This window comes from Alienimonas sp. DA493, assembly GCF_043951915.1.
Classification (GTDB): domain Bacteria; phylum Planctomycetota; class Planctomycetia; order Planctomycetales; family Planctomycetaceae; genus Alienimonas.
The window spans coordinates 25,992-47,751 of sequence record NZ_JBINJD010000022.1 but is presented as its reverse complement, the minus strand read 5'-3'; the positions used below and the strand labels follow the sequence as shown (position 1 = coordinate 47,751).

General features: G+C 72.1%; 19 protein-coding genes. 13 read left to right on the top strand and 6 right to left on the bottom strand.

Going from position 1 to position 21,760, the window contains the following annotated elements:
- The 4 genes from ACG2DA_RS05525 to ACG2DA_RS05510 form a co-directional block, all read right to left on the bottom strand.
- On the bottom strand, window positions 1-1,139 hold a 1,139-nt coding region (locus tag ACG2DA_RS05525; protein ID WP_395254477.1), incomplete at its 3' end, for a TIM44-like domain-containing protein.
- Window positions 1,140-1,312: 173 nt separating this feature from the next.
- Window positions 1,313-3,718, bottom strand: a complete 2,406-nt coding sequence (locus ACG2DA_RS05520) for a copper-transporting P-type ATPase (RefSeq protein ID WP_395254476.1) — start codon at window positions 3,716-3,718, stop codon at window positions 1,313-1,315.
- Between the two features lie 117 nt (window positions 3,719-3,835).
- Window positions 3,836-4,615 carry an SDR family NAD(P)-dependent oxidoreductase gene (locus ACG2DA_RS05515; RefSeq protein WP_395254475.1) on the bottom strand — a complete coding sequence of 260 codons (780 nt, stop codon included), beginning with the start codon at window positions 4,613-4,615 and terminating at the stop codon, window positions 3,836-3,838.
- An 84-nt stretch (window positions 4,616-4,699) separates the two neighbouring features.
- A complete protein-coding gene (locus ACG2DA_RS05510) occupies window positions 4,700-6,046 on the bottom strand; it encodes an NAD(P)/FAD-dependent oxidoreductase (protein ID WP_395254474.1) in 1,347 nt (448 codons plus the stop codon).
- 340 nt (window positions 6,047-6,386) lie between these two features.
- Here ACG2DA_RS05510 and ACG2DA_RS05505 point away from each other — a divergent pair, with 340 nt between their 5' ends.
- On the top strand, window positions 6,387-8,429 hold the full coding sequence (locus ACG2DA_RS05505) for an ATP-grasp domain-containing protein (RefSeq protein ID WP_395254473.1): 2,043 nt from the start codon (window positions 6,387-6,389) through the stop codon (window positions 8,427-8,429).
- Window positions 8,430-8,537: 108 nt separating this feature from the next.
- On the opposite strand, the gene ACG2DA_RS05500 is transcribed toward ACG2DA_RS05505, so the two are convergent.
- On the bottom strand, window positions 8,538-9,317 hold the full coding sequence (locus tag ACG2DA_RS05500; protein ID WP_395254472.1) for a hypothetical protein: 780 nt from the start codon (window positions 9,315-9,317) through the stop codon (window positions 8,538-8,540).
- Between the two features lie 42 nt (window positions 9,318-9,359).
- Here ACG2DA_RS05500 and ACG2DA_RS05495 point away from each other — a divergent pair, with 42 nt between their 5' ends.
- The 12 genes from ACG2DA_RS05495 (at window position 9,360) to ACG2DA_RS05440 (ending at window position 20,156) form a co-directional block, all read left to right on the top strand.
- Window positions 9,360-10,616, top strand: coding sequence for a WD40 repeat domain-containing protein (locus ACG2DA_RS05495; protein WP_395254471.1), 1,257 nt, complete (start codon window positions 9,360-9,362; stop codon window positions 10,614-10,616).
- Complete coding sequence (locus ACG2DA_RS05490) at window positions 10,613-11,158, top strand: hypothetical protein (protein WP_395254470.1); 546 nt, start codon at window positions 10,613-10,615, stop codon at window positions 11,156-11,158. Before ACG2DA_RS05495 ends, ACG2DA_RS05490 begins: the two co-directional genes overlap by 4 nt.
- Complete coding sequence (locus ACG2DA_RS05485; RefSeq protein ID WP_395254469.1) at window positions 11,155-11,655, top strand: hypothetical protein; 501 nt, start codon at window positions 11,155-11,157, stop codon at window positions 11,653-11,655. Before ACG2DA_RS05490 ends, ACG2DA_RS05485 begins: the two co-directional genes overlap by 4 nt.
- Window positions 11,652-12,083, top strand: coding sequence for a YkgJ family cysteine cluster protein (locus ACG2DA_RS05480; RefSeq protein ID WP_395254468.1), 432 nt, complete (start codon window positions 11,652-11,654; stop codon window positions 12,081-12,083). The genes ACG2DA_RS05485 and ACG2DA_RS05480 overlap by 4 nt, the downstream gene beginning before the upstream one ends.
- Window positions 12,084-12,345: 262 nt before the next feature.
- Window positions 12,346-13,164 (top strand): hypothetical protein, encoded by an 819-nt coding sequence (locus ACG2DA_RS05475; RefSeq protein WP_395254467.1) that lies wholly within the window; start codon window positions 12,346-12,348, stop codon window positions 13,162-13,164.
- Between the two features lie 9 nt (window positions 13,165-13,173).
- Entirely contained in the window at window positions 13,174-13,437 is a 264-nt protein-coding gene (locus ACG2DA_RS05470) for a hypothetical protein (protein ID WP_395254466.1), read from the top strand.
- A 148-nt stretch (window positions 13,438-13,585) separates the two neighbouring features.
- A complete protein-coding gene (locus tag ACG2DA_RS05465; RefSeq protein WP_395254464.1) occupies window positions 13,586-14,095 on the top strand; it encodes an HU family DNA-binding protein in 510 nt (169 codons plus the stop codon).
- Window positions 14,096-14,491: 396 nt separating this feature from the next.
- Window positions 14,492-14,782, top strand: coding sequence for a hypothetical protein (locus tag ACG2DA_RS05460; RefSeq protein WP_395254463.1), 291 nt, complete (start codon window positions 14,492-14,494; stop codon window positions 14,780-14,782).
- A 161-nt stretch (window positions 14,783-14,943) separates the two neighbouring features.
- Entirely contained in the window at window positions 14,944-16,368 is a 1,425-nt protein-coding gene (locus ACG2DA_RS05455; protein WP_395254462.1) for a sulfatase, read from the top strand.
- Between the two features lie 283 nt (window positions 16,369-16,651).
- Window positions 16,652-18,634 (top strand): hypothetical protein, encoded by a 1,983-nt coding sequence (locus ACG2DA_RS05450; RefSeq protein WP_395254461.1) that lies wholly within the window; start codon window positions 16,652-16,654, stop codon window positions 18,632-18,634.
- Window positions 18,634-19,080 (top strand): GNAT family N-acetyltransferase, encoded by a 447-nt coding sequence (locus ACG2DA_RS05445; protein WP_395254460.1) that lies wholly within the window; start codon window positions 18,634-18,636, stop codon window positions 19,078-19,080. The genes ACG2DA_RS05450 and ACG2DA_RS05445 overlap by 1 nt, the downstream gene beginning before the upstream one ends.
- On the top strand, window positions 19,077-20,156 hold the full coding sequence (locus ACG2DA_RS05440; RefSeq protein ID WP_395254459.1) for a potassium channel family protein: 1,080 nt from the start codon (window positions 19,077-19,079) through the stop codon (window positions 20,154-20,156). Before ACG2DA_RS05445 ends, ACG2DA_RS05440 begins: the two co-directional genes overlap by 4 nt.
- Window positions 20,157-20,210: 54 nt before the next feature.
- On the opposite strand, the gene ACG2DA_RS05435 is transcribed toward ACG2DA_RS05440, so the two are convergent.
- On the bottom strand, window positions 20,211-21,701 hold the full coding sequence (locus ACG2DA_RS05435) for a hypothetical protein (protein ID WP_395254458.1): 1,491 nt from the start codon (window positions 21,699-21,701) through the stop codon (window positions 20,211-20,213).
- Window positions 21,702-21,760: the final 59 nt, after the last annotated feature.

Genomic DNA, 21,760 nt, shown 5'->3' with positions numbered 1-21,760 from the left:
GCGGGCTGGCAGCGGACCAACTCCACCACGCCGACCGCGGGCGTCTTCCAGAAGCGGTCCTCGCCCCGGTGCCAGCGGCGGGGGACCGTCTCCGCCCCCCGCTGCACGACCGGGGCGGCGAGGGCGAAGTCGTCGTGGTACACGGCCATCATCGCCCGCCAGAAGACGACGGAGGCCCGGTCTTCGACGTGTTGCACGTTGAGGTGCGGGTCGGCCCGCCGCAGCTCCTCCCAGCCGGGCACGGCGGCGCCGGCCGGCGGGACGACCCACTCGGAGTCCTGCGTAATCTCCGCCAGCACCCAGTCGTACTGGCCGGAGTTCACGATCGAGCCGCACTGCGGGCACTCCGCCCGGTCCACGATCGCGACCGGGCCGCCGCAGTTCGGGCAGCGGCCCTCCAGCACGGAGCGGTCCGCGCTGGTCTGCACCCCGGGTCGGCGGGAGAAGGACCACACCTCCGTGAACGGCGTCGGCCTCGAATCGCTGCCGCCGGAGACCCGCTTCCCGGTGGTCAGACTCTCGTTGTAGGTGACCGCCGCGGCGGCGATGCGGACGTGGATCGTGTCGAAGTGGGGGGCGCTCTCCACGGAGACGATCCTGGCGGATCCCACCGTCACCCGCTTCATCCGGTTGCGGATCCCCTCCGCCTTCTGCATCCCGATATAAAGCTCGAACCGCTCGTGGACGCCGTCGGAAAGAAAGGCCCGGCAGGTGGAGAGGTTCTGTTCGCTCCAGGCATACTGGGTGGTGAGAAACGCGTGGGAGACGCGATCGAGGAACAGCTCTTCGGTGAAGGCGGGGTCGCGGTCCCGCACTTTCTGCAGGGCGCCTTCGCGGCGGTCCCGCTCCTGAACCTTCTTGCCCCGGCGGATCGTGCGGCTGACGCGGTAAGACTTCTCCTCGTTCTTGCCGTAGTAGAAGACCAGCGCGAGGACGATCCACACCGGGATCATGATGTGCGGGTAGCGGACGGTCAGGTGGACCAAGGCGATCAGCGCCTCGCCGCCGTCGCCCGACCCGCCGCCCCCGCCGCCGCTGAACCCCCCGCCGCCGCCGCCGCCGAAGCCGCCGCCTCCTCCGCCGCCGTAACCGCCGCCGCCGCCGGCCTGGGCGAGAAGGTGCGGGAACGAAGCGAACATGCCGGCGGCCGGGACGGGAGCGGCCCGGCAGTGTGGCGGCGTCCCGGCGGCGGCGAAAGCGGACCGGGGCGTAGGGTCCGCTCTGCGGACCGCACGGCGGGCTCCGCGCCGCCGTCGGGACGCCCCGTTCCCACGGGGCCTCCCGGTTCGTGAGACGATCCGCGGAGCGGCTCCTACGCCTCCAGCTTCGCCCCCCGCAGCCGCAGGGCGTTGCCGATGACGCTCACGTCGCTGAAGGCCATCGCGGCGGCGGCGAGCATCGGCACGACGGAGAGCGGCACGTCGAACAGCGCCGTCAGCAGCCCGGCCGCCGCGGGAATCGCGCAGGCGTTGTAGACCAGGGCCAGGGCGAGGTTCTGCTTGGCGTTGCCCATCACGGCCCGGCCCAGCCGCACGGCCCGGGCGATCGCCGCCACGTCCCCGCCGACCAGCGTGACGTCCGCCGCCCCGATCGCCACGTCGGCGCCGCCGCCGACGGCGCAGCCTACGTCCGCGGCGGCCAGGGCCGGGGCGTCGTTCACCCCGTCGCCGACCATCATCACGCTCCGCCCCCGCTTTTGCAGGGCGAGGACGGCGTCGTGCTTGCCCTCCGGGGAGACGCCGGCGGTCACGTCCTCCGCCGCCACGTCCACCTGCCCCGCGACCGCCGCCGCGGTGCCGGCGTCGTCGCCGGTCAGCAGCCGCACGGTCAAACCAAGGTCCCGCAGCCCGGCGATCGTCGCCTTCGCGTCCTTGCGGATCGGGTCGGCGATCCCCAGCAGGCCGAGCAGCGCGGCTTCTCCGCCCCCGTCGGCCTCGGCGGCGACGAACACCACCGTGCGGCCGGCGGCCCGCAGGGCGTCCGGGTCGGCGGGCAGGTCCGCCTCGGCGACGTTCTCCCCGACCAACAGCTCCCGCGAGCCGACGAACGTCCGGCGGCCGTCCACCGTCGCGGCCACCCCCCGCCCCGTGATCGAGGCGAAGTCCGTGGAGTCCGGCACGGTCAGCCCCCGCTCCGCGGCCGCGGCCAGAACGGCCGCGGCGAGGGGGTGTTCGCTGCCCCGCTCCGCCGCGGCGGCGAGCCGCAGCAGGTCCTCCGCGGTCGTCCCGGCGGCCGGCACGACCTCCGTCACCCGCGGGGCGCCCTCGGTCACGGTGCCGGTCTTGTCCAGCAGCGCCGCGTCCACGTTCGCCAAGCCCTGCAGCGCCGCGGCGTCGCGGACCAGCACGCCGGCCTTCGCCCCGCGGCCGACGCCCACCGTCACGCTCATCGGCACCGCCAACCCCAACGCGCAGGGACAGGCGATGATGAGCACCGACAGCGCCCCCACCGCCCCGACGGCCAGCCGGTCCGGACGGTCGCTCAGCAGCGACCAGCCGGCGAAGGTCAGCAGGGCGCACAGCGCCACGGCGGGGACGAACCAGGCGGCGACGCGGTCGGCGAGGTCCTGCACCGGCGCCCGGCTGCGGCGGGCCTCCGCCACCAACGTGACGATCCGGGCCAGCACGGTGTCCGCCCCCACCCGCTCCGCCGTCATCGTGAACGACCCGCTGCCGTTCACCGTGCCGCCGGTCACCTCGTCGCCGGGCTCCTTGCGGACCGGCTCCGGCTCGCCGGTCAGCATCGATTCGTCCACGTGCGACCCGCCCTCGGCCACCGTGCCGTCCACCGGCACCGCGGCGCCGGAGACCACCCGCAACCGATCGCCCGGCTGCACCGCCGACAGCGGGACCTCCTCCTCCCGGCCGTCCCCCTGCTCCCCGGCGCGTCGCACCCGCCGGGCGGTGGCGGGGGCGAGGTTCATCAACTCGCGGATCGCGTCGCCGGTCCGGCGGCGGGCCCGGCGTTCGAGCACTTGGCCGAGCAGCACCAGCGCCACGATCGTCACCGCCGCCTCGAAATAGACCGGCGGAAGCACGTTGCCGTCCGGGCCGCCCTCGCCGAACGCCTCCGGGATCGCGGAGGGAACCGCCGTGGCGATCACGCTGTAGACCGTCGCCGCGGCGACCCCCAGGCCGATCAGGGTGAACATATTGGGCCGCGGCGGCCACAGGCTCCGCACGCCCCGTTCGAGGATCGACCAGCCCGCCCACAGGACCGCCGGCAGGGCGAACGCCAGTTGCAGCCAGCGGTTCGCCGCCGGGCTGAGCCAATCGTCGACCGGCAGGCCGAGCATCGGCCCCATCGCCAGAACGACCACCGGCACGGCGAGGGCCGTGGCGATCCAGAACCGCCGCGTGACCGCGGCGAGGTCGCTGCCGGATTCGTCGCCGTGGCCGTGCCCGTCGCCGGGGCCGTGGGCGCCGTGGTCGGAGGCGGCCTGCGGGAGGGGCTCCTCGATCGGTTCGAGGTCCATGCCGCACTTTGGGCAGTCGCCGGGGGCGCTGCGCTCCACCTCCGGGTGCATCGGGCAGGTCCAGACCCGGCCGCCGGCGGCGTGGCGCGACGTAACCCGGCCCGGCGGAGCCCCGGCCAAGCCGGCGGCGGGGTTCTCCGGGATCCCGTCGTCCGCCCCGCAGCAGGACCCGCACGCCGGTTTCGCCGGCTTGGCGGCCGGCTTGGCGGCGGGCGGGGCGTCGACGACGGGCAGGTTGGACATGTGAGAATCCGATTCAATACGAGACGGACCGGCATCGTAGGAACGGGCCGACCCGCGGGAATCGGGACATTCCCCCGGGGGGTATCCTTGCGGCCCGAACGGGCGACCGCGAACGCCTCAGCGGGCGGTCCAGCCGCCGTCGACCGTCAGCAGGCTGCCGGTCATGTAGCTGGACGCGGGGCTGGCCAGAAAGATGGCGGCCCCCTGGATTTCGTGCAGTTCGCCCCAGCGGCCCAGGGCCGTGGCGCCGACGACGAAGCGCTTCGCCTCCTCGGTGTCGGCGATCGGCGCGTTCATCGGGGTGAGGAACGGCCCGGGGCAGATCGCGTTGACGGTGACGCCCGTCCCGGCCACCTCCAGAGCCAGCGCCCGGGTCATTTGGACCACGGCTCCCTTGCTGCTGGCGTAGGGGGTGCGGTCGGCCAGCCCGACGACCCCCAGCGTGCTGGCCAAATTGACGATCCGCCCGTACCCGCCCCGCTTCATCGCCGGGAGGGCGTACTTGGAGCACAGCCACAGCCCGTCCACGTTCAGCCGCTGCACGGCGCGGAACTGCTCCAGGCTCAGTTCGTCGATCGGCCCGCGGACGTTGATCCCGGCGTTATTCACCAGAATATCGAGCCGGCCGAACTCCGCCTCGCAGCGGTCGAACATCGCGACGACGGCGGCCTCGTCGGCGACGTCCGCGGCGACGCCGAGCGCCCGCACGCCGTACTCGTCGGCGATCCGCTCCGCCGCCGCGGCGGCCTCGTCCCCGTGCCGGCTGACGAGGCAGAGGTTCGCCCCCGCGGAGGCCAGCCCCGCGGCCATCGCCTCGCCCAGCCCCTTCGACCCGCCGGTGACGAGGGCCGCGCGGCCGGTCAGTTGGAACTGGGCGAGTCCCGGCCAACGAGCCATGGCAGGTTCTGAACGGAGGGGCCTGAGCGAACGGAGGGGCCTAAGCGAACGGGGGCGGTCGGGCCGGCGGCGCCGCAGCGCGAACTACGCCGCGGTCGCGGCCCGGCGGCTTTGGGGCATGTGCCGGAACATTTCGTCCAGTTCCGGGCGGAAGACGTTGCCGATCAGCACGTCCACGATGCCCATTTTATATTGCGGGAAATCCCGCAGGAAGCCGCCGATGCTGAAGCTGTCGTCGTAAAAGGCGTAGACCAGCTTGCGGAAGTTTTCCACGCCCTTTTTATATTCCGGCTGCCAGGCGCCCAGCGTCTCCCTGGAGACGTCGCCGGCGTTCAGGGCCTTCACGGCCGCTTCGCCGCCGCGGATGCCGCTGTCCAGCGCCAGAAACACGCCGGAGCTATAGACCGGGTCGATAAAGCCGAAGGCGTCCCCCACCAGCGTCCAGCCGTTGCCGGCGCCGACGCCGCTGTAATACGAAAAGTCCTTCGTGGTGAACACGTCCCGCACGCGGGTCGCGTTCTCCAGCCGTTTGGCGATGCCGGGGGCGGCGGCGATTTCGCTCTCGTAGGTTTCCGCGGGCGAGGAGCGGTGCGGGCCGAACATGTGGCTCATATCCCCGGTGCAGCCCACCGAGGTGATGCCGTCGCCCAGCGGGATGTACCAGAACCAGCACTTCTTCTCTTTCCCCTGAATGATGACGGTGCAGCCGTCCTCGCGGGGGTCGTCCGGGGAGCGCTCCGCGTTCTCCCAGTAGCTCCAAAGGGTGCCCTTTTTGAGGTGCGGGTCGGCCTGCATCGTGCCCAGCCGGCGGCCCATGAAGGCCGTCTGCCCGGTGGCGTCGATCAACACCTCGGACTGGATCTCCTTGGTGAAGGCCGCGTCGCCGCGGCCGAACTTCACCTTCACCCCGGCGGCCTTGGCGTCGGCGTTCGGCTTGCCGTCGGCGTCCAGCGGCTCCCCGTCCCAGAGCACGTCCAGCACGTGGGCGTCGGTGCGGACGACGGCCCCCAGCTCCTCCGCCCGCTCCAACAGCATGCGGTCGAACGGACCGCGCTCGACCTGCCAGGTTTGCGTGCCCTCTTTGCCGTTGGGGCGGCCGGCGTCGTCCAGGTCGAAGTAGAACGGGGCGCTCTCCTTGCCCATCTCGTTCACGAACTGGACGGAATACTTCTTGACGAACCCGACCTCCTCCAGCCGATCGAGCAGGCCGAGCCGCTTGAGGCTCCAGTAGGTCTCGGGGATGAGCGACTCGCCCACGTGAAACCGGCCGGCCGGTTGGCGTTCCAGCAGGGCGACGCTCTTGCCGGCCTCGGCGAGGGTCGCCGCGGCGGCGCTGCCGGCGGGGCCGCCGCCGATCACCACGGCGTCGTAGCGGTCCGCCACGGGGGGTTGAACGCGGTCGTCGAAGGCGGGGGTGACGGTTTCGATCATGACAGGAAGCGCAACCGCGAAGCGGGGCGAACGGTAACGGATCGGCGACCGTCGCTGGGGCGGGGGCCGATCCCGACCCCGCATTCTAGCGGGCCGCGACGGGGGCCCAACAGGCCGGCTCGCTCTCCCCTCGCTGCCCCGCTCTCCCCCTCCCCCTTTCGGCCAGAGTCGCGCAGTTCGGGTCGACGGGGGGAAACGCCGCTCGAACGTCCGCCGCCGCGCCGGCCCCCCGCCGGCCGCGGGCGCGGCAGGCCAACCGCGTCCCCGACCTGCTCGCCCTGCTGAGAACGGAACGCCCCGCCGCCCAAAAAGGAGAGGATGGGGTTACGCTGCCGGACCGATGCGCGTCTTCCTCTCCGAACACCTCACCTGCGGCGCCGTCCACCGGGCGGAGGCGGACCCGCTGTTCCCCGAGGGCGCCGCCATGCTGCGGGCCCTTGCCGCCGACGCGGTTCGGGTCGAGGGGGTGGAGGTCGTCGTGACGTGGGCGAAGGGCCTGCCGCCGTTCGGCGTGGCGGGCGTCGAAGTCGTCCCCGTTTCGCCGTCGCCGTTAGGCGGCGCGTTCGACGAGTTGTTCCCGAATCTCTCCGCCGAATGCGACGCCACGCTGCACATCGCCCCGGAGACGGGCGATCTGTTGGCGGAGCGAGCAGAGGAAACCTCAGGCAACTGGCTGGGGGCGGAGCCGGACGCGGTGCGGATCTGCGGGGACAAAAGACGGACATACGACCACTTGCGCAACAAGCGGCACCTTCCGCCGTGGCCGCTGATCGAAGGCGGCGATCTCCTGCCCCACGGCCCACTAATTATGAAGCCGCGGCATGGGGCAGGAGGCGCCGCGATCCTCTTTCGTAACAACGACGAGTTCGTTGAGGGGCTCAGCAAAGCGCTGGATTTCTTAGATTGGCCGGACCGGGTAGGGGAACAATTGATCCACGAGCAGTACATCCCCGGCCGCCCCTGCTCCGTCGCCGTCATCAACGACACTCCGCTGCCCGCCGGGCTTCAACACATCCAGATCGACGGCTCCCCCGGCCGGCTCTCCTACCACGGCGGCACGGTCCCCGCGGCGGACGTGGACCAAGAAGCCGTCCGCCGGCTCGTCGGGCAGGTGCATGCCGCCCTCCCCGGGCTGCGGGGGTGGTGGGGGATCGACTTCGTGATCCCCGACGAACCGTTTGAGGGGTCGTTCGACCCGGTGCTGATCGAGGTGAACCCTCGCCTCACGACCAGCTACCTCGGTTACCGGGCCCTCACCCCGGACAACCTCGCCGAGCGGCTGCTGTTCCCCGAACGGTCCTTCCCCCCGCTGCGGTGGCGGGCGGGCGCGGCTCCAAACCCCTCCGCCTTTCGCCCGCGCCCTTCCGCCTTGTCCACCCTCGGCCTCGACATCGGCGGCGCGAACCTCAAAGCCGCCGACGGCGAGGACCGCGCCGCCTCCGTCCCCTTCGCCCTCTGGCAGAACCCCGCCGGCCTCGCCGCGGCGCTGGGGGAACTGTGCGGCCGGTTCGCCCCGTTCGACCGCCTCGCCGTCACCATGACCGGCGAACTGTGCGACTGCTTCGAGACGAAGGCCGAGGGCGTCGCCCACATCCTCGACGCGGTGGACGAAGTGGCGCACGGCCGGCCGGTCTGGGTCTGGCAGACGAGCGGGGAGTTCGTGGACCCGCACACCGCCCGGGAGTTCTGGCAACTGACCGCCGCGGCGAACTGGCACGCGACCGCCACCTTCGTCGGCCGCTGCGTGCCGGAGGGGGAGGCGTTGTTGATCGACATGGGCTCCACCACCACGGACTTCACCTGGCTGACCGACGGCGTGCCGGTCCCGACGGGGCGGACGGACCTCGAACGGCTGAAGTCGTACGAACTGCTGTACCGCGGAGCCGGCCGCACGCCGGTCTGCGTGGCGGGGGAACTGTTGATCGACTCCGGCGCTCGCATCGCGATTCCCGCCGCCGCGGAGCTGTTCGCCACAGCGAAGGACGCCTACGTCGCCCTCGGCACGCTCCCGCCGGACCCGGACGACCGCGACACCGCCGACGGCCGCCCCGCGACGCGGGAGAACTGCGAGCGGCGCCTCGCCCGGATGGTCTGTGCGGATCGGTCGGAGATCGCCGACGGAGAGATCGGTATGGTCGCGTACCTCTACGCCCAACACGCCGAAAGCCTGCTGACGACGGCCGTCGAGACGCTGTGCGACCGCCACGGGGAGTTCGACCGCCTGCTGCTCGCCGGGTCCGGTACGCCGGTGTTGCAGGCGTGGTTGAAGGACTGGCCGCCCCCGACCGTGGAGCGGATCACGTTCGCGGAGGCGCTCTCCCCCGCCGTCTCCGCCGCCCTGCCGGCCCACGCCGTCGCCCGGCTGTGCGAGGAACGGTGTTGAAACGACGCGACTCAGAGATGGAGCCGCGACCGTGAGGGAGCGTCTCTGTCCGGGGGCGAGCGGAGAGCGAGCGGGGGCCGCTCGGGACGCTCCCTCACAGTCGCGGCTCTACGAGCGTTCAATCGCCTTCAGCAACGCCGCGACCGCCGCGGTCTGCTCGGCGGTGACCGGCCACGGCTCGCCGGTCGCGACCCAGGCGTGCAGTGCGTCCAACGGGGACGACTCCTCCCCCGTCCACGGCCGCGGGGCCAACTCGCCGGCGGGTTCGCGGGTCGTCAGCAGCCCGGCGTGGTAGGCGCCCGCGGGGGTGCGGAGGCTCCAGCCGCGGTCCCAGCGCACCGCGGCCCCGCGGACGATCTCGACGAAGGCCGTCCCGCCGGTCGCCCCGTCGGCGATCTCCGTCCGCAACGTCACCTCCTCCCCCCGTTCGCCTCGGGCGACGTGCGTCACCCGGGGGGCGGTCCAGTCGGAGAGGGCCAGCAGTTCGTCCAGCCGGGCCTCCAACCGGTCGAGAGCCGTACCGTGCTGTTCAAGATCGCCCAGCGGGGTCTGCGTGTGTTCGACGAGGGTGAAGTCCCGCGGACTCCCGCCCAGAAACTCGACCGCCGACCGGGCCGCCCGGAAGGCCGCGGTGAAGCGGGCCGGGCGGAAGGGCAATTCGTCCGCGTCGGGGCCGTGGGGGACCGCAATCGTCACCCGGCCGCCCTCGCAGCGGAGGGTCGCGTCCGGCTCCGGGGCGTCGGCGTCGTCCGGTCCGAGCAGCGTGAACCGGGGGTCGCCGGCGAGTTCGTCGCGCCACCACAGCCCCCACCGGGACCGGCCGCGCACGGCGATCCGCGGGCGGTCGACGGGCGGCGGAGCGGCGGGTGGCGGGGGGGCGGCGGACACGTGGGCGGTGGCGTGGGACGGGCCGGGGAGGATAATCGGACGATGCTCGCCCCGTCCCGCCCCCCCTCGGTTCGTCGGTCGCTGCTCGTCGTTGCGGCGCTGCTGTCGGCGACCGCGTTCGCCCTTCCCGCCGGCGCCCAGCCGCCCGGACTGCCGGAGGGGCTGCAACTCCCCGAGGGCCTCCGCCCCGCCGCCCCGGCCGACGGTCCCCCGGCCCCGGCGGCCGTCTGGGCGAAGACAGTGGAGGACCGCGTCACCGCCCTCGCCTTCAGCCCCGACGGCGAGACGCTGGCCGTCGGCACCTTCGAGGCGGTCGAACTGCTGGGGGCCGAGGACGGGGAGCCGGTGCGCACGCTCAAAACCCGCTCCGGCTTCGCCGAGGCGCTGCGGTGGGCCGAACCGGGCGTGCTGACCGTCGGCGACTACCGCCGCGTCACCCGCTGGGACCCGGACGCCGGCCGCGGACTGAAGAAGTTCACCGGCCCCCGCGGCTACGTCACCGGGCTGGCCGTGAGCGACGACGCCCTGTTCGCGGGGGCCGAAGACGGCACGGTCCGCCGGTGGCCGGGGGATTCCGAGCCGGTCGTCGTTCAGCCGCTGGGCGAAGAATCCCGCGTCCCGGCCCGGGGTCTGGCGGTGCACGGCGACCGACTCGCCGTCGTGTTCGGCGACCCGAACCGCGACACCAAGGGCGGCCCGGCGTTCCTGTTGGACGCCGCGACCCTCGACGCCCTGTTCCCCCTGCCGACGCACACCCGGGCCGCGGAGTGCGTGACCTTTAGCACCGGCGGCGGCTACGTCCTCACCGGCGGGGCCGACGAGACCGCCCGGCTCTCCCGCTTCGATGAGCAGGGCGAACCGCAGCCCGTCGGCCGCTACGGCGGCCACGCCCGGCCGGTCAACGCGGCGCTCGGGCTGCCGTCGGACGATTCTCAGCCGCTGTTCGCCACCGGCAGCGGCGGACGGGCCAAGGGCGGCAACGAACTCCGCGTCTGGCGATTCGAACCGGAGGAAGTGAAGGCGGAAGGAGAGCAGGTTGAAGGGGCAGCGGACGAGGACGGCCCGGCCGGGAAGGTGCGGGATCTGGCGGCGATCGGGGACTTCGAGGGCCCGGTGCGGAGCCTCGCCCTCTCCCCGGACGAAACCCTGCTGGCCGTCGGCGACGACGCCGGCGCCGTGCGGCTCTACCGCGTCGCCGACCTCACCGCCGACCCGCCCGCCGCCGACGGGACGGGGGACGAACAGACGAACGAAGCCGACGACGACCCCGACGCCCCCGCCGCGGAGCCGGAGCCATGACGACCGCCGCCCTGCTGACGCTCTCCCTGCCGGCGCTGCTGGCCGCCGAAGACGCCCGGCCGCTCTCGCCGGAGGAGTTCCGGGCCCGGTTCGACGCCTTCGTGCAGCTGGACCGCAACCCGGACCTGCCGGCCGCCGCCACCGTGCCCGGCGGGGTGCGGCTGCTCCGCAGCGTCGATTCCGTCCGCGGCCTGCGGAACTCCCAACGGCGCGACCTGCAGCGCTCCCTCACCTACAAACTCACCGAGACCCGCGACGACCTGATCCGCAAGGGCCTGCGGTGGGAACGCGACCTGAAGCGGGGCCGGGTCTCCACCGCGAACCGCCGACGGGGCCGCCAGACGCTCGCCGGGCCGGCGGAGATGCGGAACGCCCGCCGGCTGATCGACCTCATCCAATCCACCGTCGCCCCGGATGCGTGGGACGTGAACGGCGGGCCGTCGAGCGCCAGTTATTTCGATCTGTATCAGGTCCTCGTGATCCGGGCTCCGCAGCGGGTGCACGGCGAAGTGGACGGCGCGCTGGGGGGCCTGCGCAAGTGACGGCGGGAGACGAGGCGACGGCGGGCGAACCGACGAGCGAGGCGACGCCCCCCCGCGGCCGCTCGTTCCGGGGCAGCTGGCTGGTCATGGGGATGATCTGTCTGGGCTGCGTCACGACGGCGGGGCTGTTCTGGTTCTGGAACACCCGCACCGCGGACTATCTGCCGTTGGCGGACGCCCTCGCGGAGGCGTTGCCCGGCAGCAGTCCGCGGGTGGAGGGGGGCCGTCGCCGCCGCCCGGACCCGGACGTCACCCTGTTGCAGGTCATGTTGAAGGTGCCCTTCGATCCCGGCGAGGATCACGCGACCCCGCCCCCGCAGGCCGCCGCGACGTTGGAGACGGTGGAGGAGACCGTCGCCGCCAGCCCGTTCGCCGGCCGGTACGACGTGCTGGAGGTGCACCTCCGCCGCGACGGCCCCGGCGGGGTGATCACCAGCGCCACCTACACCCGCCCGATGCCCAAACCCGCCGGTTCCGCTGAACGAGACGACGGATGAGTGAAACGACGACGAAGCCGGAGCCCTGGTACGCGGACGGCCTGCGGTTTTCGTGCACCGCCTGCGGAGCCTGCTGCACGGGGACGCCGGGGGCGATCTGGGTGGACCCGGAGGAGCAGGCCGCGATCGCCGAGGCGGCCGGGATCAGCCTGATCGAGTTGCGGTTGAAGCGGACGCGGCTGATCGACGGCCGCGTCTCCCTGCGGGAACGGCCGAACGGCGACTGCACCTTCCTCGACCCCGACACCCGCAAGTGCACCGTCTACCAAGCCCGGCCGATCCAGTGCCGAACCTGGCCGTTCTGGGATTCCAACCTCGAAACCCCCGCCGACTGGGAACGGACGAAAACCGAGTGCCCCGGCGCCGGCGTGGGCGACCTGGTGCCCCTGCAAGACATCCGCCGCCAGGCGGACCGGCGGACGCTCTGACGTCCGCGGACCGTGTCCCCCCTCGCCCCCCTTTTGGGGGAGAGGGGTCGGGGGTGAGGGGGCGGTGATTCCCGCAGGCCGTACACCGTCCGCCACGCTCTCCCTCAGACATCTCCCCGCAGAGAGCCAAAGCGGGCGAACCGTGCGTCCCCCTTACCCCCAGCCCCTCTCCCTCCAGGGAGAGGGGAGCAACGAACGGGTTACGAATCCCGATGCGTCGCCGGGTAGGCTGTCGGTTCCTCGGTCCTTCTCCCCCGCCCCGATGACGGATCTCGCCGCCCGGTACGCCGTTCTCAGAGCCGAGGCGACCGCCCTCGCCGGGACGCCCGCCGACATTCGGCAGCGGGCGGCGCTGCTGCACCGGATCTATCTCGACAGCGGCGGCAACCACGCCTTTGCGGAGATCGCCGCCCACGGCGCCCTCTGGGCCTACGGGTTCTTCGAGACGACGGGCACCCTCGGCCGGGTGATCTCCTACCGCTACGCCCTCAACGGGGCGGAGATGGTCCGCCGGCACGCGATGTTGCAGGGCTTCGCGGACGGCTTCAAAGAGGCCAACCGCAGCGTGTTCGTCGACACCTGGAGCCAGTTCTACCTCACCGCCGAACTGGACGACCCGAGCGACGCGGTTCCCCTCGTCGGCGCCGACCTCGCCCCGGCCCTGGGCACGATCCACGAGGCGCGCCGCTCCGGCCGCCTGCTGGACGCCGACGTGCGAAAGGAGCTGTTCCAGCGCGTGTTGCGGCGGGAGCAGACGGTCACGGTCGGGCCGAAGGTGAACGAGGAGTTCGCCAAGTTCGACTGCCCGATCCTACGGGCCTGCGTGATGAAGCCGCCGGTGCGGTTCGCCTATTTTCCGAAGTGGACCTGGTTCTGGTTCCGCAATTTTCAGGACACGGAAGAACGCGTCCGCCGGGCCCACCGCTGCTTCGACATCGCGGAGGCCGTCGGCTGGAACCACGTGTTCGACTCGATGCAGAGCTACCGGGTGCTGCCGCCGGAGTTCTTCGTCGACCCGCCGGGCTACGCCGCGGGGTTGAGAGACCGGCTGTTGGCCGCGGCGAAGGTCGCGGCGGCGTAGGCTATCGGAATGCCCTCGCCCCCCGACCGCACGCCGGGCGTGCCGCATCCGACGAACACGGTGCACTTCGCCTGCTTCCATTGTCGGGTGAGCTTCAAACAGCCCGGATCGTCGAACTGGGACGCCGCGGTCCCGCAGCGGCCGTTTCCCTGCCCGAACTGCAAGACGCCGATGCATCGGATGGGGCGGTACTTCAAAGCGCCGCCCCGCCGCGACGTGCGGGGCTGGCGGGAGACGGTGCGGCTATACCGCGACGGCGAACGGTTCGATTGAGCGGCCCGCCGTCGCGTCGGGGCGCGGGCGGACCGTTCGCCGTAACGAAAGCGGCCGCTTGATATTACGGCGCGGGCGGTCCTACAGTGCCGGCAGCTCCGCCCGTCGAATCGCACCGTCCCCGCACCTCCGACCCCGCTCCGCCCCGGTGACTAAGAAAGAGATCGTCAAGGCGATCGCCGACGAGCTGGGCCTCACCCAGATGGCGGTCAAGGAGGTCGTGCAGATGACCTTCGACCACATCGTGGACACGCTGGTGGACGACCGGCGGATCGAATTGCGGAACTTCGGCGTGTTCGAGGTGAAGCGCCGGGCCGCCCGGCAGGCCCGCAATCCGAAGACCGGGGAGCCGGTCGAGGTGAAGGCCCGCTACGTCGTCGCCTTCAAGCCGGGCAAGGAGATGGAGGAGCGCGTCAAACTCATGGAGCGCCGCGAGCGGGAGAAGGCCGAGGAGGCCCGCCTCCGCGAGCAGCACGCCCGACAGTTCGCCCCCCCGCCGGCCGCGTCCGGCGGCGCGAACGTCCCCCCGCCGGCCGCCTCCAACCGCGGCTACGCCCAACCGCAGACGCCCCCGCACGCCCCGGCCCCCCCGCAGAGCGCCGACCGCCCCCCCGTCCGGCCCGATCCCCCGCCCCAGGCGACCTCCGCCGGCGACTGACGGGGCGAGGAAGAGGAGAACCTGGCGAGCGGGGAGCGTGAGCCTCCCGAGCGTGCGGCGAATCGGAACGCGACGGAACCCCACAACATTCAGAGTTCCAGACGGACGGCAAACCGGCGGCGAACGGAAGGCGGAACCCGTTCGGCCGCGAAGGGAAACGGGGCCTCAGGGCCGGTAAAACCGGAAAATCGGCGTCATCCGGCGCTCGCCGGGCAAGCGGCGTGAAGCCGACGGGCGGAGCGGCCGATTCTTCCGGCATGACGGGTCGCGGCGGTCCCCCGGGCCGCCCCGGGCCCGGCCCCCACGCCTCGCCGTCGGTTCGCCGAGGGCGGGCGGGGGCGTGCGTCCCGACCCGGTATCCGCCCGGCCCCGCGGCCGTTTGGGAGAGAGCCTCCGATGACCACCCCCACGACGACCCGCTCCGCAACGGTTCGCTCCACGACGGTGCGGCCCGCCCGGGCTCGCCGTCTCAAAGCGGCCGCCGCCCTCGCCCTGCTGCTGGGGGCCGCCGCGATTCAAACCGGCTGCGTCGTCCCGATCTACGCCACCGAACGCGACGAGCGGGCCCGCCAGCTGTTGTACGTGTCGGAGAACCTCCGCCACATCACCCGCATCTGGGAGCGGATCTGGTTCCTCGACCTGCCGGACACCGCCACCCCCTATCGCACCCACGGCGGCATCATCTGAGGGCGGGGGGCTGCGAGAACGGGCGCCTCGCCGTTCCCCCCTCGCCCCCTTTTGGGGGAGAGGGGAGCAGAACGCGACGGTCGTCGGCGCCAGGGACGGGTGAAGCGACGCACGCATCAGCGTACGTTGGCGGGATCGTTCCCTGCCTCGCGAGCGTTTGGATGTCGTTGCGCCCCCTCCTGCCGCGGCTGTCGGCCGGCCTGTTGTTCGCCCTCCTCGCGGCGCCGGCCGCGGCGGCGGAGCGGCCCAACGTGCTGCTGATCTGCGCCGACGACCTGACCAACTGTCTGGACGAGCCGGGCGTCGTCACGCCGAACCTCGACCGCCTCCGGAAGCGGGCCGTCACCTTCGAGCACGCTCACTGCCAGTATCCGCAGTGCAATCAGTCGCGGATCTCGATGCTCACCGGCCTGCGGCCGGACACGCTGGGGGTCTACGACCTTCGCAAGTCCGTCCGCGAGGCCGTCCCGGACGCCGTCACCCTGCCCCAACTCTTCAAGCGGAACGGGTACTGGTCCGCCCGCGTCGGCAAGGTTTATCACTACGGCAACCCGGGGGACATCGGCACTGACGGGCTGGACGACCCGCCGAGCTGGGACCGCGTCGTCAACCCCGCCGGTCGGGACGTCGCCGAGGAAGGGCTCATCCTCAACTACACGCCGAAACGCGGTTTGGGCAGCAGCATCTCGGCGTTGGAGGCGGACGGCACGGACCTGGAACACACCGACGGGCTGGTCGCCGTCGGGGCGGTCGCGCTAATGCGGGAGCACCTGAAAGAGCGGCCGGACAAGCCGTTCTTCATCGCCGCCGGCTTCTACCGCCCGCACTCGCCCTACGTCGCCCCGAAGCCGCACTTCGCACCGTACCCCGCCGGCTCCGTCACCGTGCCCCCCTTCGACGGCCGCCCCGCCGGCGTGCCGGAGGCCGCCGCCGCCTTCACCCGACCCTACCCCTGGCTCGGCGTGACGCGGGAGCAGGCGGAACTCGGCAAGCGGGCCTACCTGGCGTCGGTCACCTTCCTCGACGCCAACGTCGGCCGCCTCCTCGATGCCCTGGACGCCGCCGGGCAGACGGAGAACACGATCGTCGTGTTCTGGAGCGACCACGGCTACCACCTCGGCGAGAAGGGCCTGTGGAAGAAGCAGAGCCTGTACGAGCGGTCCGCGGCGGCCCCGATGATCGTCGCGGCGCCGGGCCTCACCGACGGCGGCGCAACCTGCAAACGGCCGGTGGAGTTCGTCGACCTTTACCCCACGCTCGCCAACCTCGCCGGGTTGAGCGACAAGGCCCCGGACCGGTTGGAGGGCGTCTCGCTGGTCCCGCTGTTGAAGGACCCCGCCGCCGCCTGGGACCGCCCGGCCTACACCCAGGTGCGACGGGGAAAGCGGGACGGCGGCATGGCCTACAGCGTGCGGACCGACCGCTGGCGGTTCACCCGCTGGGGCGACGGCTCCACGGAGCTGTACGACCACGAGACCGACCCGGAAGAAAACGAGAACCTCGCCGCCGCCCCGCAGCACGCGGAGACCGTGCAGGAACTCGCCGCGTTGCTGGACGAGTATGGCAAGGCCGGCGACGAAAAGTGAGCCGAGCGGCCGCGGCGGGCGTTATCGGGGGCATGGACGAATTCCTCGCGCTGCTGCTGGATCTGGACCCTTTGGGCTCATTGCTCGACCTCTGCGTCGAGCTGTACCGGGCCAGCCCGAACCGCCGCGACTGACCTCCGGAACCGTGCACGCCCGATGCTCGAAGCCCTGTACGTACTCGGTACGCTGTTCGTCGAACTGCCGTTGCTGATCTTCGACCTCTGCCAGAGCGTGGGCTCGCGCCGCCGCTGACCCCACCTGTCGCCCGCGGTACGATCCCGGCATGACCCCGCCGGACGCCCCCGCCGACCCGACCGCCGATCGCGGGAGGCCGGACCCGTCCGGGGTGTTCCGGCTGAGCCCGAAGATCACGGCGTTTCCGGTGGTCAACGGCAGCGGGGACTTCGCCGTTGCCGTGCGGCAGGCGATGCTGAACGGCGTGCCGGGGACCGATGGGGGCGTGGAGCACGCCTTCGACTGTCTCGCCGTGCCGCTGCCGCCGAGCTTCCGGGCGGGGCTGGAGGAGGCCGTCCAACACCTGCCGGCCGTCTCCGCGGTGGTGCAGGCCGAGCCGAAGGACTGGTCCCGTCTGGCCGAGCCGGGCGAGTTCTCGCCCGAGTCCGCCGCCGGCGACCGGGAGGGGGACCCCCGCGTTTCCTTCGTGCCGGTGGACCCCTGCCAGCCGATCGTCGCCGCCGTGCGGGGGGCCGTCGGGGAACACCTGGCCCGGGCCTTCGTCGATCTCGAAACGGACCGCTACGAACCGTTCGCCCTGCCGGTCCCGGACCCGTACGCCCTCAAACGGACCACCGCGGCCCGCTACGCCGCCGCGGTGCTGCCCGCCCTGCCGCGTCCGAAGGGGCAGTTCGCCGAGCGCTGCAAGCACATGGCCGGCCGGCTCCGGCAACTGGAGCGGGTCTACGATCGCATCTTCTTCCCCGTCCCCTTCGCGGAGTGGCCGTGGGTGCGGGAGGCGTACCTCGAAGTCGCCGACCCGCGCGAGGACGAGTACGTCGAGGAGCCGGAGGTTTATTCCGTCGCCCCCCGCACGCTGGCCTTCTGTCTGGGCGAATTGCCGTTCATCACCGCCCTCTACGAACGAGCTCGGGCGGAGTTGGACCCGGACGAGACGCTCTCCGTCGACGGCGTGAAGGCGCTGTTATTAGAGGCGAGGGATCGTTACGTCGCCGAGCACAAAAAGCGGGCCCGGCCGGTCACGCCGAAGCTGATGGCGACCTATTTCCGCTACGTGCGGAACCTCAGCCTGATCGAACGGCGGCTCACCCCCGATTTATATACCTTGGCGGTGGGGGCGAAGCAGATCTTCGGGGACGCCTTCGCGGTGCACCTGATGGAGGCCGCCCGAGACTATCTCCCCCGGCCGGGCGTGCTGTCCGAGGAGCCGGCGTACCGCACGATGAAGTTCGCCCCGGGCCGCGTGCAGTTGCCGGACGGGGAGGTCTGCGAGGCCGTCAACCGCCTGCCCGGCCCGCCGACGACCTGGCGGACGATCGACCTGAACCGCCGCCCGCCGGAGATCGACAAACAACACTGGAAGCAACGCTGGAACCCCTTTCGCCAGTGCAGCTATCCGCCGGAGGATCGCAAGATTGAAAGCTTCCGCACGCACGTCAAAGACACGGCGTTGAAGCTGATCGGTTCCGACCTGGCCCGCAGCGAAAAGTTCACCACCAGCCTGCGGGACGGGCTCGATATTCGGGAGACGCTGCGGAACTGGCACACCGGCGACCTTTACGTGAAGAACCTGCCGCCGGTGCGGGGGGGCATCGACAGCGTCGTGATGCTGTTCGACAGCCCGGCCGACCCGCGGGACTATCCCTGGCGGATCACCTGGCACGCGGAGCACGCGGACGAGTCCACGCTGGCCCTGTTCGCCTCGGACTGGAAGGACGACCTGATCGGCCCCGGCATCGCCCGGGCGACCTACGGCGGCTGTCTGTTCCTGTTCCCCCCGCGGCCGGTGATCGACGTCTGGCGGGACCGGCGGCTGGACTTCTGCGACACGCTGGAGGAACGCCTGCTGGCCGGCGCCTGTTTATACGCCGAGGAGCGGCACATCGCCGTGCTCAGCGAGGCCCCGCCCGGCGCCGGCTTCCGCCGGCTGGCCCGCAAATATAAAAAGAAGCTCGTGCACGTCCCGCTGAGCCGCATGGGCTCCGCGACGATCGAACGCCTGCGGACCGTGCACGTGCTCAACGGCAAAGAGGTTCGCAGTTTCGCCCAGCATTTTATTCGGGAAAGCTGATGGCGGACGCCGGCCTGGGCGAGATGGTTTATCGGTTGGAGCCGGACCTGCCGGTGGAGGAGTTCGTGGACGTGCTGCGGCGCTCCACGCTGGCGGAGCGGCGCCCGGTGGACGATCGGCTGGTCATGGAGGACATGCTGCGGAACGCCGACCTGGTGCTGACGGCCCGCGCCGGCGGCCGGCTGGCGGGCGTGGCCCGGGCCCTGACGGACTACGCCCGCTGCACCTATCTGGCGGACCTCGCCGTCGACGCCGCGTTTCAACGCCGGGGGATCGGCAAGGAACTGCTCCGCCGCGTCCACGAGGCCGCCGGTCGCGGCACCACCTTGATTCTGCTCGCCGCCCCGAAGGCTCGGGAGTACTACCCGCACGTCGGCCTGCAACGCCATGACTCCTGCTGGACGATGCCTCGTGAGATCGGCGAGGCGGACGGGTCGGCGTTTTGACCAAGCCGGCCCGCACGATCGCCACCGGGGCCGGGTTCGTGCTGGCCAGCTGCGGACTGGCCGTCTGCGGGTATAAAGCGGCCGGGTGGGGCTGGGTCGACTCGCTTTATATGGTGGTGATCACCGTGTTCGGGGTCGGCTTCGGGGAGGTGCGGGACCTCTCCGACCAGCCCGGCTTGCGGCTGTTCACCATCGGGGTGATCCTCGTGTGCACCACCAGCGGGCTGTACCTCGTCGGCGGGCTCGTGCAGGCCCTCGCGGAGGGGCAGGTTAATCAACTTCTCGGACGACGGCGGATGACCAGGGGCATCGAACGCCTGACCGGCCACGCGATCGTGTGCGGGTACGGCCGCGTCGGCCGGATTCTCTGCGCCGAACTGGCGGAGGCCGGCACGCGGTTCGTCGTGGTGGACAACGACGCCGACCGCCTCGCCGCCGCCGAGGAGGCCGGGCTGTTCGTGGTCCTCGGCGACGCGACCACCGAGGAGACGCTGGAGACCGCCGGCGTCGCCCGGGCCAAAACCCTCGCCACGGTGCTGCCCAACGACGCGCTGAACGTGTTCATCACCCTCACCGCCCGGGGGGTGAACCCGAACGTCCGCGTGATCGCCCGGGCCGAGGATCCCTCCAGCGAGAAGAAGCTCATCCGCAGCGGGGCCCACAGCGTGGTGCTGCCGGCCCGCATCGGCGCCGGCAAGATCGCCTCCCTGATTACCCGGCCCAGCGCCGAAAGTTTGCTCACCGACGCCGAGAGCCGCAGCGATTTGCAGGACGAACTGGCCCGCATCGGGCTGGGAATGAACGAACTGCTGATCGAACCCGGCTCCGACTGGGTCGGCGCGACGGTGGCCGAAGTCGAGGCGGCCGGGGGGATCGGCTTTTTGATCGTCGCCCTGCACCGCGGCGCCAAGGAGCACGGGGCGGACGAGGAGATCATCCGCCGCCCGCCCGGCGACGCCGTCCTCGCCGCCGGCGACGCCCTGATCGTGCTCGGCTACGACGCCGAACTGCCCACGCTGGCCCGCAAGGCGAAGACCGAGCACGGCCTGATCTACCGTGGCGCCCGCCGCGCCTGACGCGGAGCCGCCCTCCCCTCGCTTGCGCTGCGGGCTCACGGCCGGCTCCGCCGATTAATTTTGCGCCGCCCCCAACGCCGGGGCGTCCAGGTCGAGCCGATACAGCAACTGGTTGTAATTGTACCGCGGGACCTGCTCCGGGTTGCCGGAGAAGTCGCGGGTGAAGGTGCCCTCGAAGTAAATCGTCCGGCCGTCGGCCGCGTCGAGGAACGGGTGGTGGCAGACGTTATAGAACGTCTGGCGGTCGTGGGAGGCGATCTTCACCGCGGTGCGGAACGGGCCGGTCGGGGCGTCGGCCTCGGCGTACCAGACCTCACCGAGGTGGGACGTGCCGTCGATCTGCCCGGCGATCAACACCCATTTCTGACGGTACTCGTTCCACCGCACCGTGCCGCTGTGCAGCCGGACGCGCTCCGCCGGGTTCGCGGCGTCGGCCGGGAGGAAGCGGGCGTCCGCGGGATCGAGGCGGCCGGCGTCGAGGAGGTTCCGCTCCGCGTTCGAGTCCCCCGGCGGGGCCTCGGTCTGCCAGCGCCAGACGGACGGGGCGTCGGCGGTCGGGGCGAAGGCTTCGTATTGCTCCGGGTCGAGGACCGCGGCCAGCGTCGCCGGCACGCGGACGTTCGGCGTGGGGGCCCCGAACAGCAGCCAGTCGCGGCCGTCGGCTTCGTAGCGGATCGGGTGCGTCTTCGGGTGCCGCCACCGCTCCGAGGTCGGCAGCGTGGAGACGGCCCGAAACTCCGCGGCCGCGTCGTCCCAGACGGCCACGCCGTGGTCCAGCTCCTCCGCCAGCCCCTTCCGGCGGGAGTAGTGACAGATCAAACGGTCCTCGCCGGTCTCGTCCGGCACGACGCAGAGGCCGTCGATCCAGACGACCCCCTCCGGCCGATCCGGCAGCGGGATCGCCGCCCGCACGAAGCCGTCGTCGTCGGTGAGGTAGTCGTATCGCAGGGCGTTCAGCACGTCGTCGCCCGGCTGCAGATCGGGAACCGGGGCGGTCGCCGCGGCGGTGCGGAACATGCCCAGCGGGTGGCCGAACCGCGACGTGTCGCCCCAGAACCAGCGGACGCGGTCCCGATAGACCGCCGCCTGCACGCTGTCCTGCCCGGCGACGCGGCCGTTCAACTCCGGCGGCGCGTCGTGGCCCAGCAGGGCGCTGTCGCGCCAGCGGCCGGCGCCGGTCAGGCGGCCGACGCGCTCGGCGGGAAACCGGCGGCTCACCTCGACCGTGACCGGCTCGCCGGGGGCGGGCGTGACGCGGACGCCCTCGTAGCCGAACCCGTCCGGCTTCACCCCGTAGCCGTGGCCGCGGACGCTCAGCCAAAGCTCGGTTCCGAACAGCTCCGGCTCGGCGAAGGCGGCCCGGCCGGCGTTGTCGGTGACCAGCCGCACGCCGTGGGTCGTTTCCAACTCGACCAACGGCACGCCGCGGCCGGTCGCGGCGTCGACGACGCGGATCTCGGCGGCCCGCACCGCGGCGCCGCCGTCCCCGTCGGCCGGGACGGGGACGAACGCGAGCAGCAGGGCGGCGAACGGGGCGGGCGACATCGGCAGGGGCCGAGTGGGAACGAAACCGCCCGAGCGTACCGCATTCGGCCCCGGCCCAC

What these genes read in the sequence shown, in the direction of transcription:
- ACG2DA_RS05520 (WP_395254476.1), bottom strand. Translation starts at nt 3,718, where the DNA reads ATGTCCAACCTGCCCGTCGTCGACGCCCCGCCCGCCGCCAAGCCGGCC.
- ACG2DA_RS05515 (WP_395254475.1), bottom strand. Translation starts at nt 4,615, where the DNA reads ATGGCTCGTTGGCCGGGACTCGCCCAGTTCCAACTGACCGGCCGCGCG.
- ACG2DA_RS05510 (WP_395254474.1), bottom strand. Translation starts at nt 6,046, where the DNA reads ATGATCGAAACCGTCACCCCCGCCTTCGACGACCGCGTTCAACCCCCC.
- ACG2DA_RS05505 (WP_395254473.1), top strand. Translation starts at nt 6,387, where the DNA reads ATGCGCGTCTTCCTCTCCGAACACCTCACCTGCGGCGCCGTCCACCGG.
- ACG2DA_RS05495 (WP_395254471.1), top strand. Translation starts at nt 9,360, where the DNA reads ATGCTCGCCCCGTCCCGCCCCCCCTCGGTTCGTCGGTCGCTGCTCGTC.
- ACG2DA_RS05490 (WP_395254470.1), top strand. Translation starts at nt 10,613, where the DNA reads ATGACGACCGCCGCCCTGCTGACGCTCTCCCTGCCGGCGCTGCTGGCC.
- ACG2DA_RS05480 (WP_395254468.1), top strand. Translation starts at nt 11,652, where the DNA reads ATGAGTGAAACGACGACGAAGCCGGAGCCCTGGTACGCGGACGGCCTG.
- ACG2DA_RS05475 (WP_395254467.1), top strand. Translation starts at nt 12,346, where the DNA reads ATGACGGATCTCGCCGCCCGGTACGCCGTTCTCAGAGCCGAGGCGACC.
- ACG2DA_RS05470 (WP_395254466.1), top strand. Translation starts at nt 13,174, where the DNA reads ATGCCCTCGCCCCCCGACCGCACGCCGGGCGTGCCGCATCCGACGAAC.
- ACG2DA_RS05460 (WP_395254463.1), top strand. Translation starts at nt 14,492, where the DNA reads ATGACCACCCCCACGACGACCCGCTCCGCAACGGTTCGCTCCACGACG.
- ACG2DA_RS05455 (WP_395254462.1), top strand. Translation starts at nt 14,944, where the DNA reads ATGTCGTTGCGCCCCCTCCTGCCGCGGCTGTCGGCCGGCCTGTTGTTC.
- ACG2DA_RS05450 (WP_395254461.1), top strand. Translation starts at nt 16,652, where the DNA reads ATGACCCCGCCGGACGCCCCCGCCGACCCGACCGCCGATCGCGGGAGG.
- ACG2DA_RS05445 (WP_395254460.1), top strand. Translation starts at nt 18,634, where the DNA reads ATGGCGGACGCCGGCCTGGGCGAGATGGTTTATCGGTTGGAGCCGGAC.
- ACG2DA_RS05435 (WP_395254458.1), bottom strand. Translation starts at nt 21,701, where the DNA reads ATGTCGCCCGCCCCGTTCGCCGCCCTGCTGCTCGCGTTCGTCCCCGTC.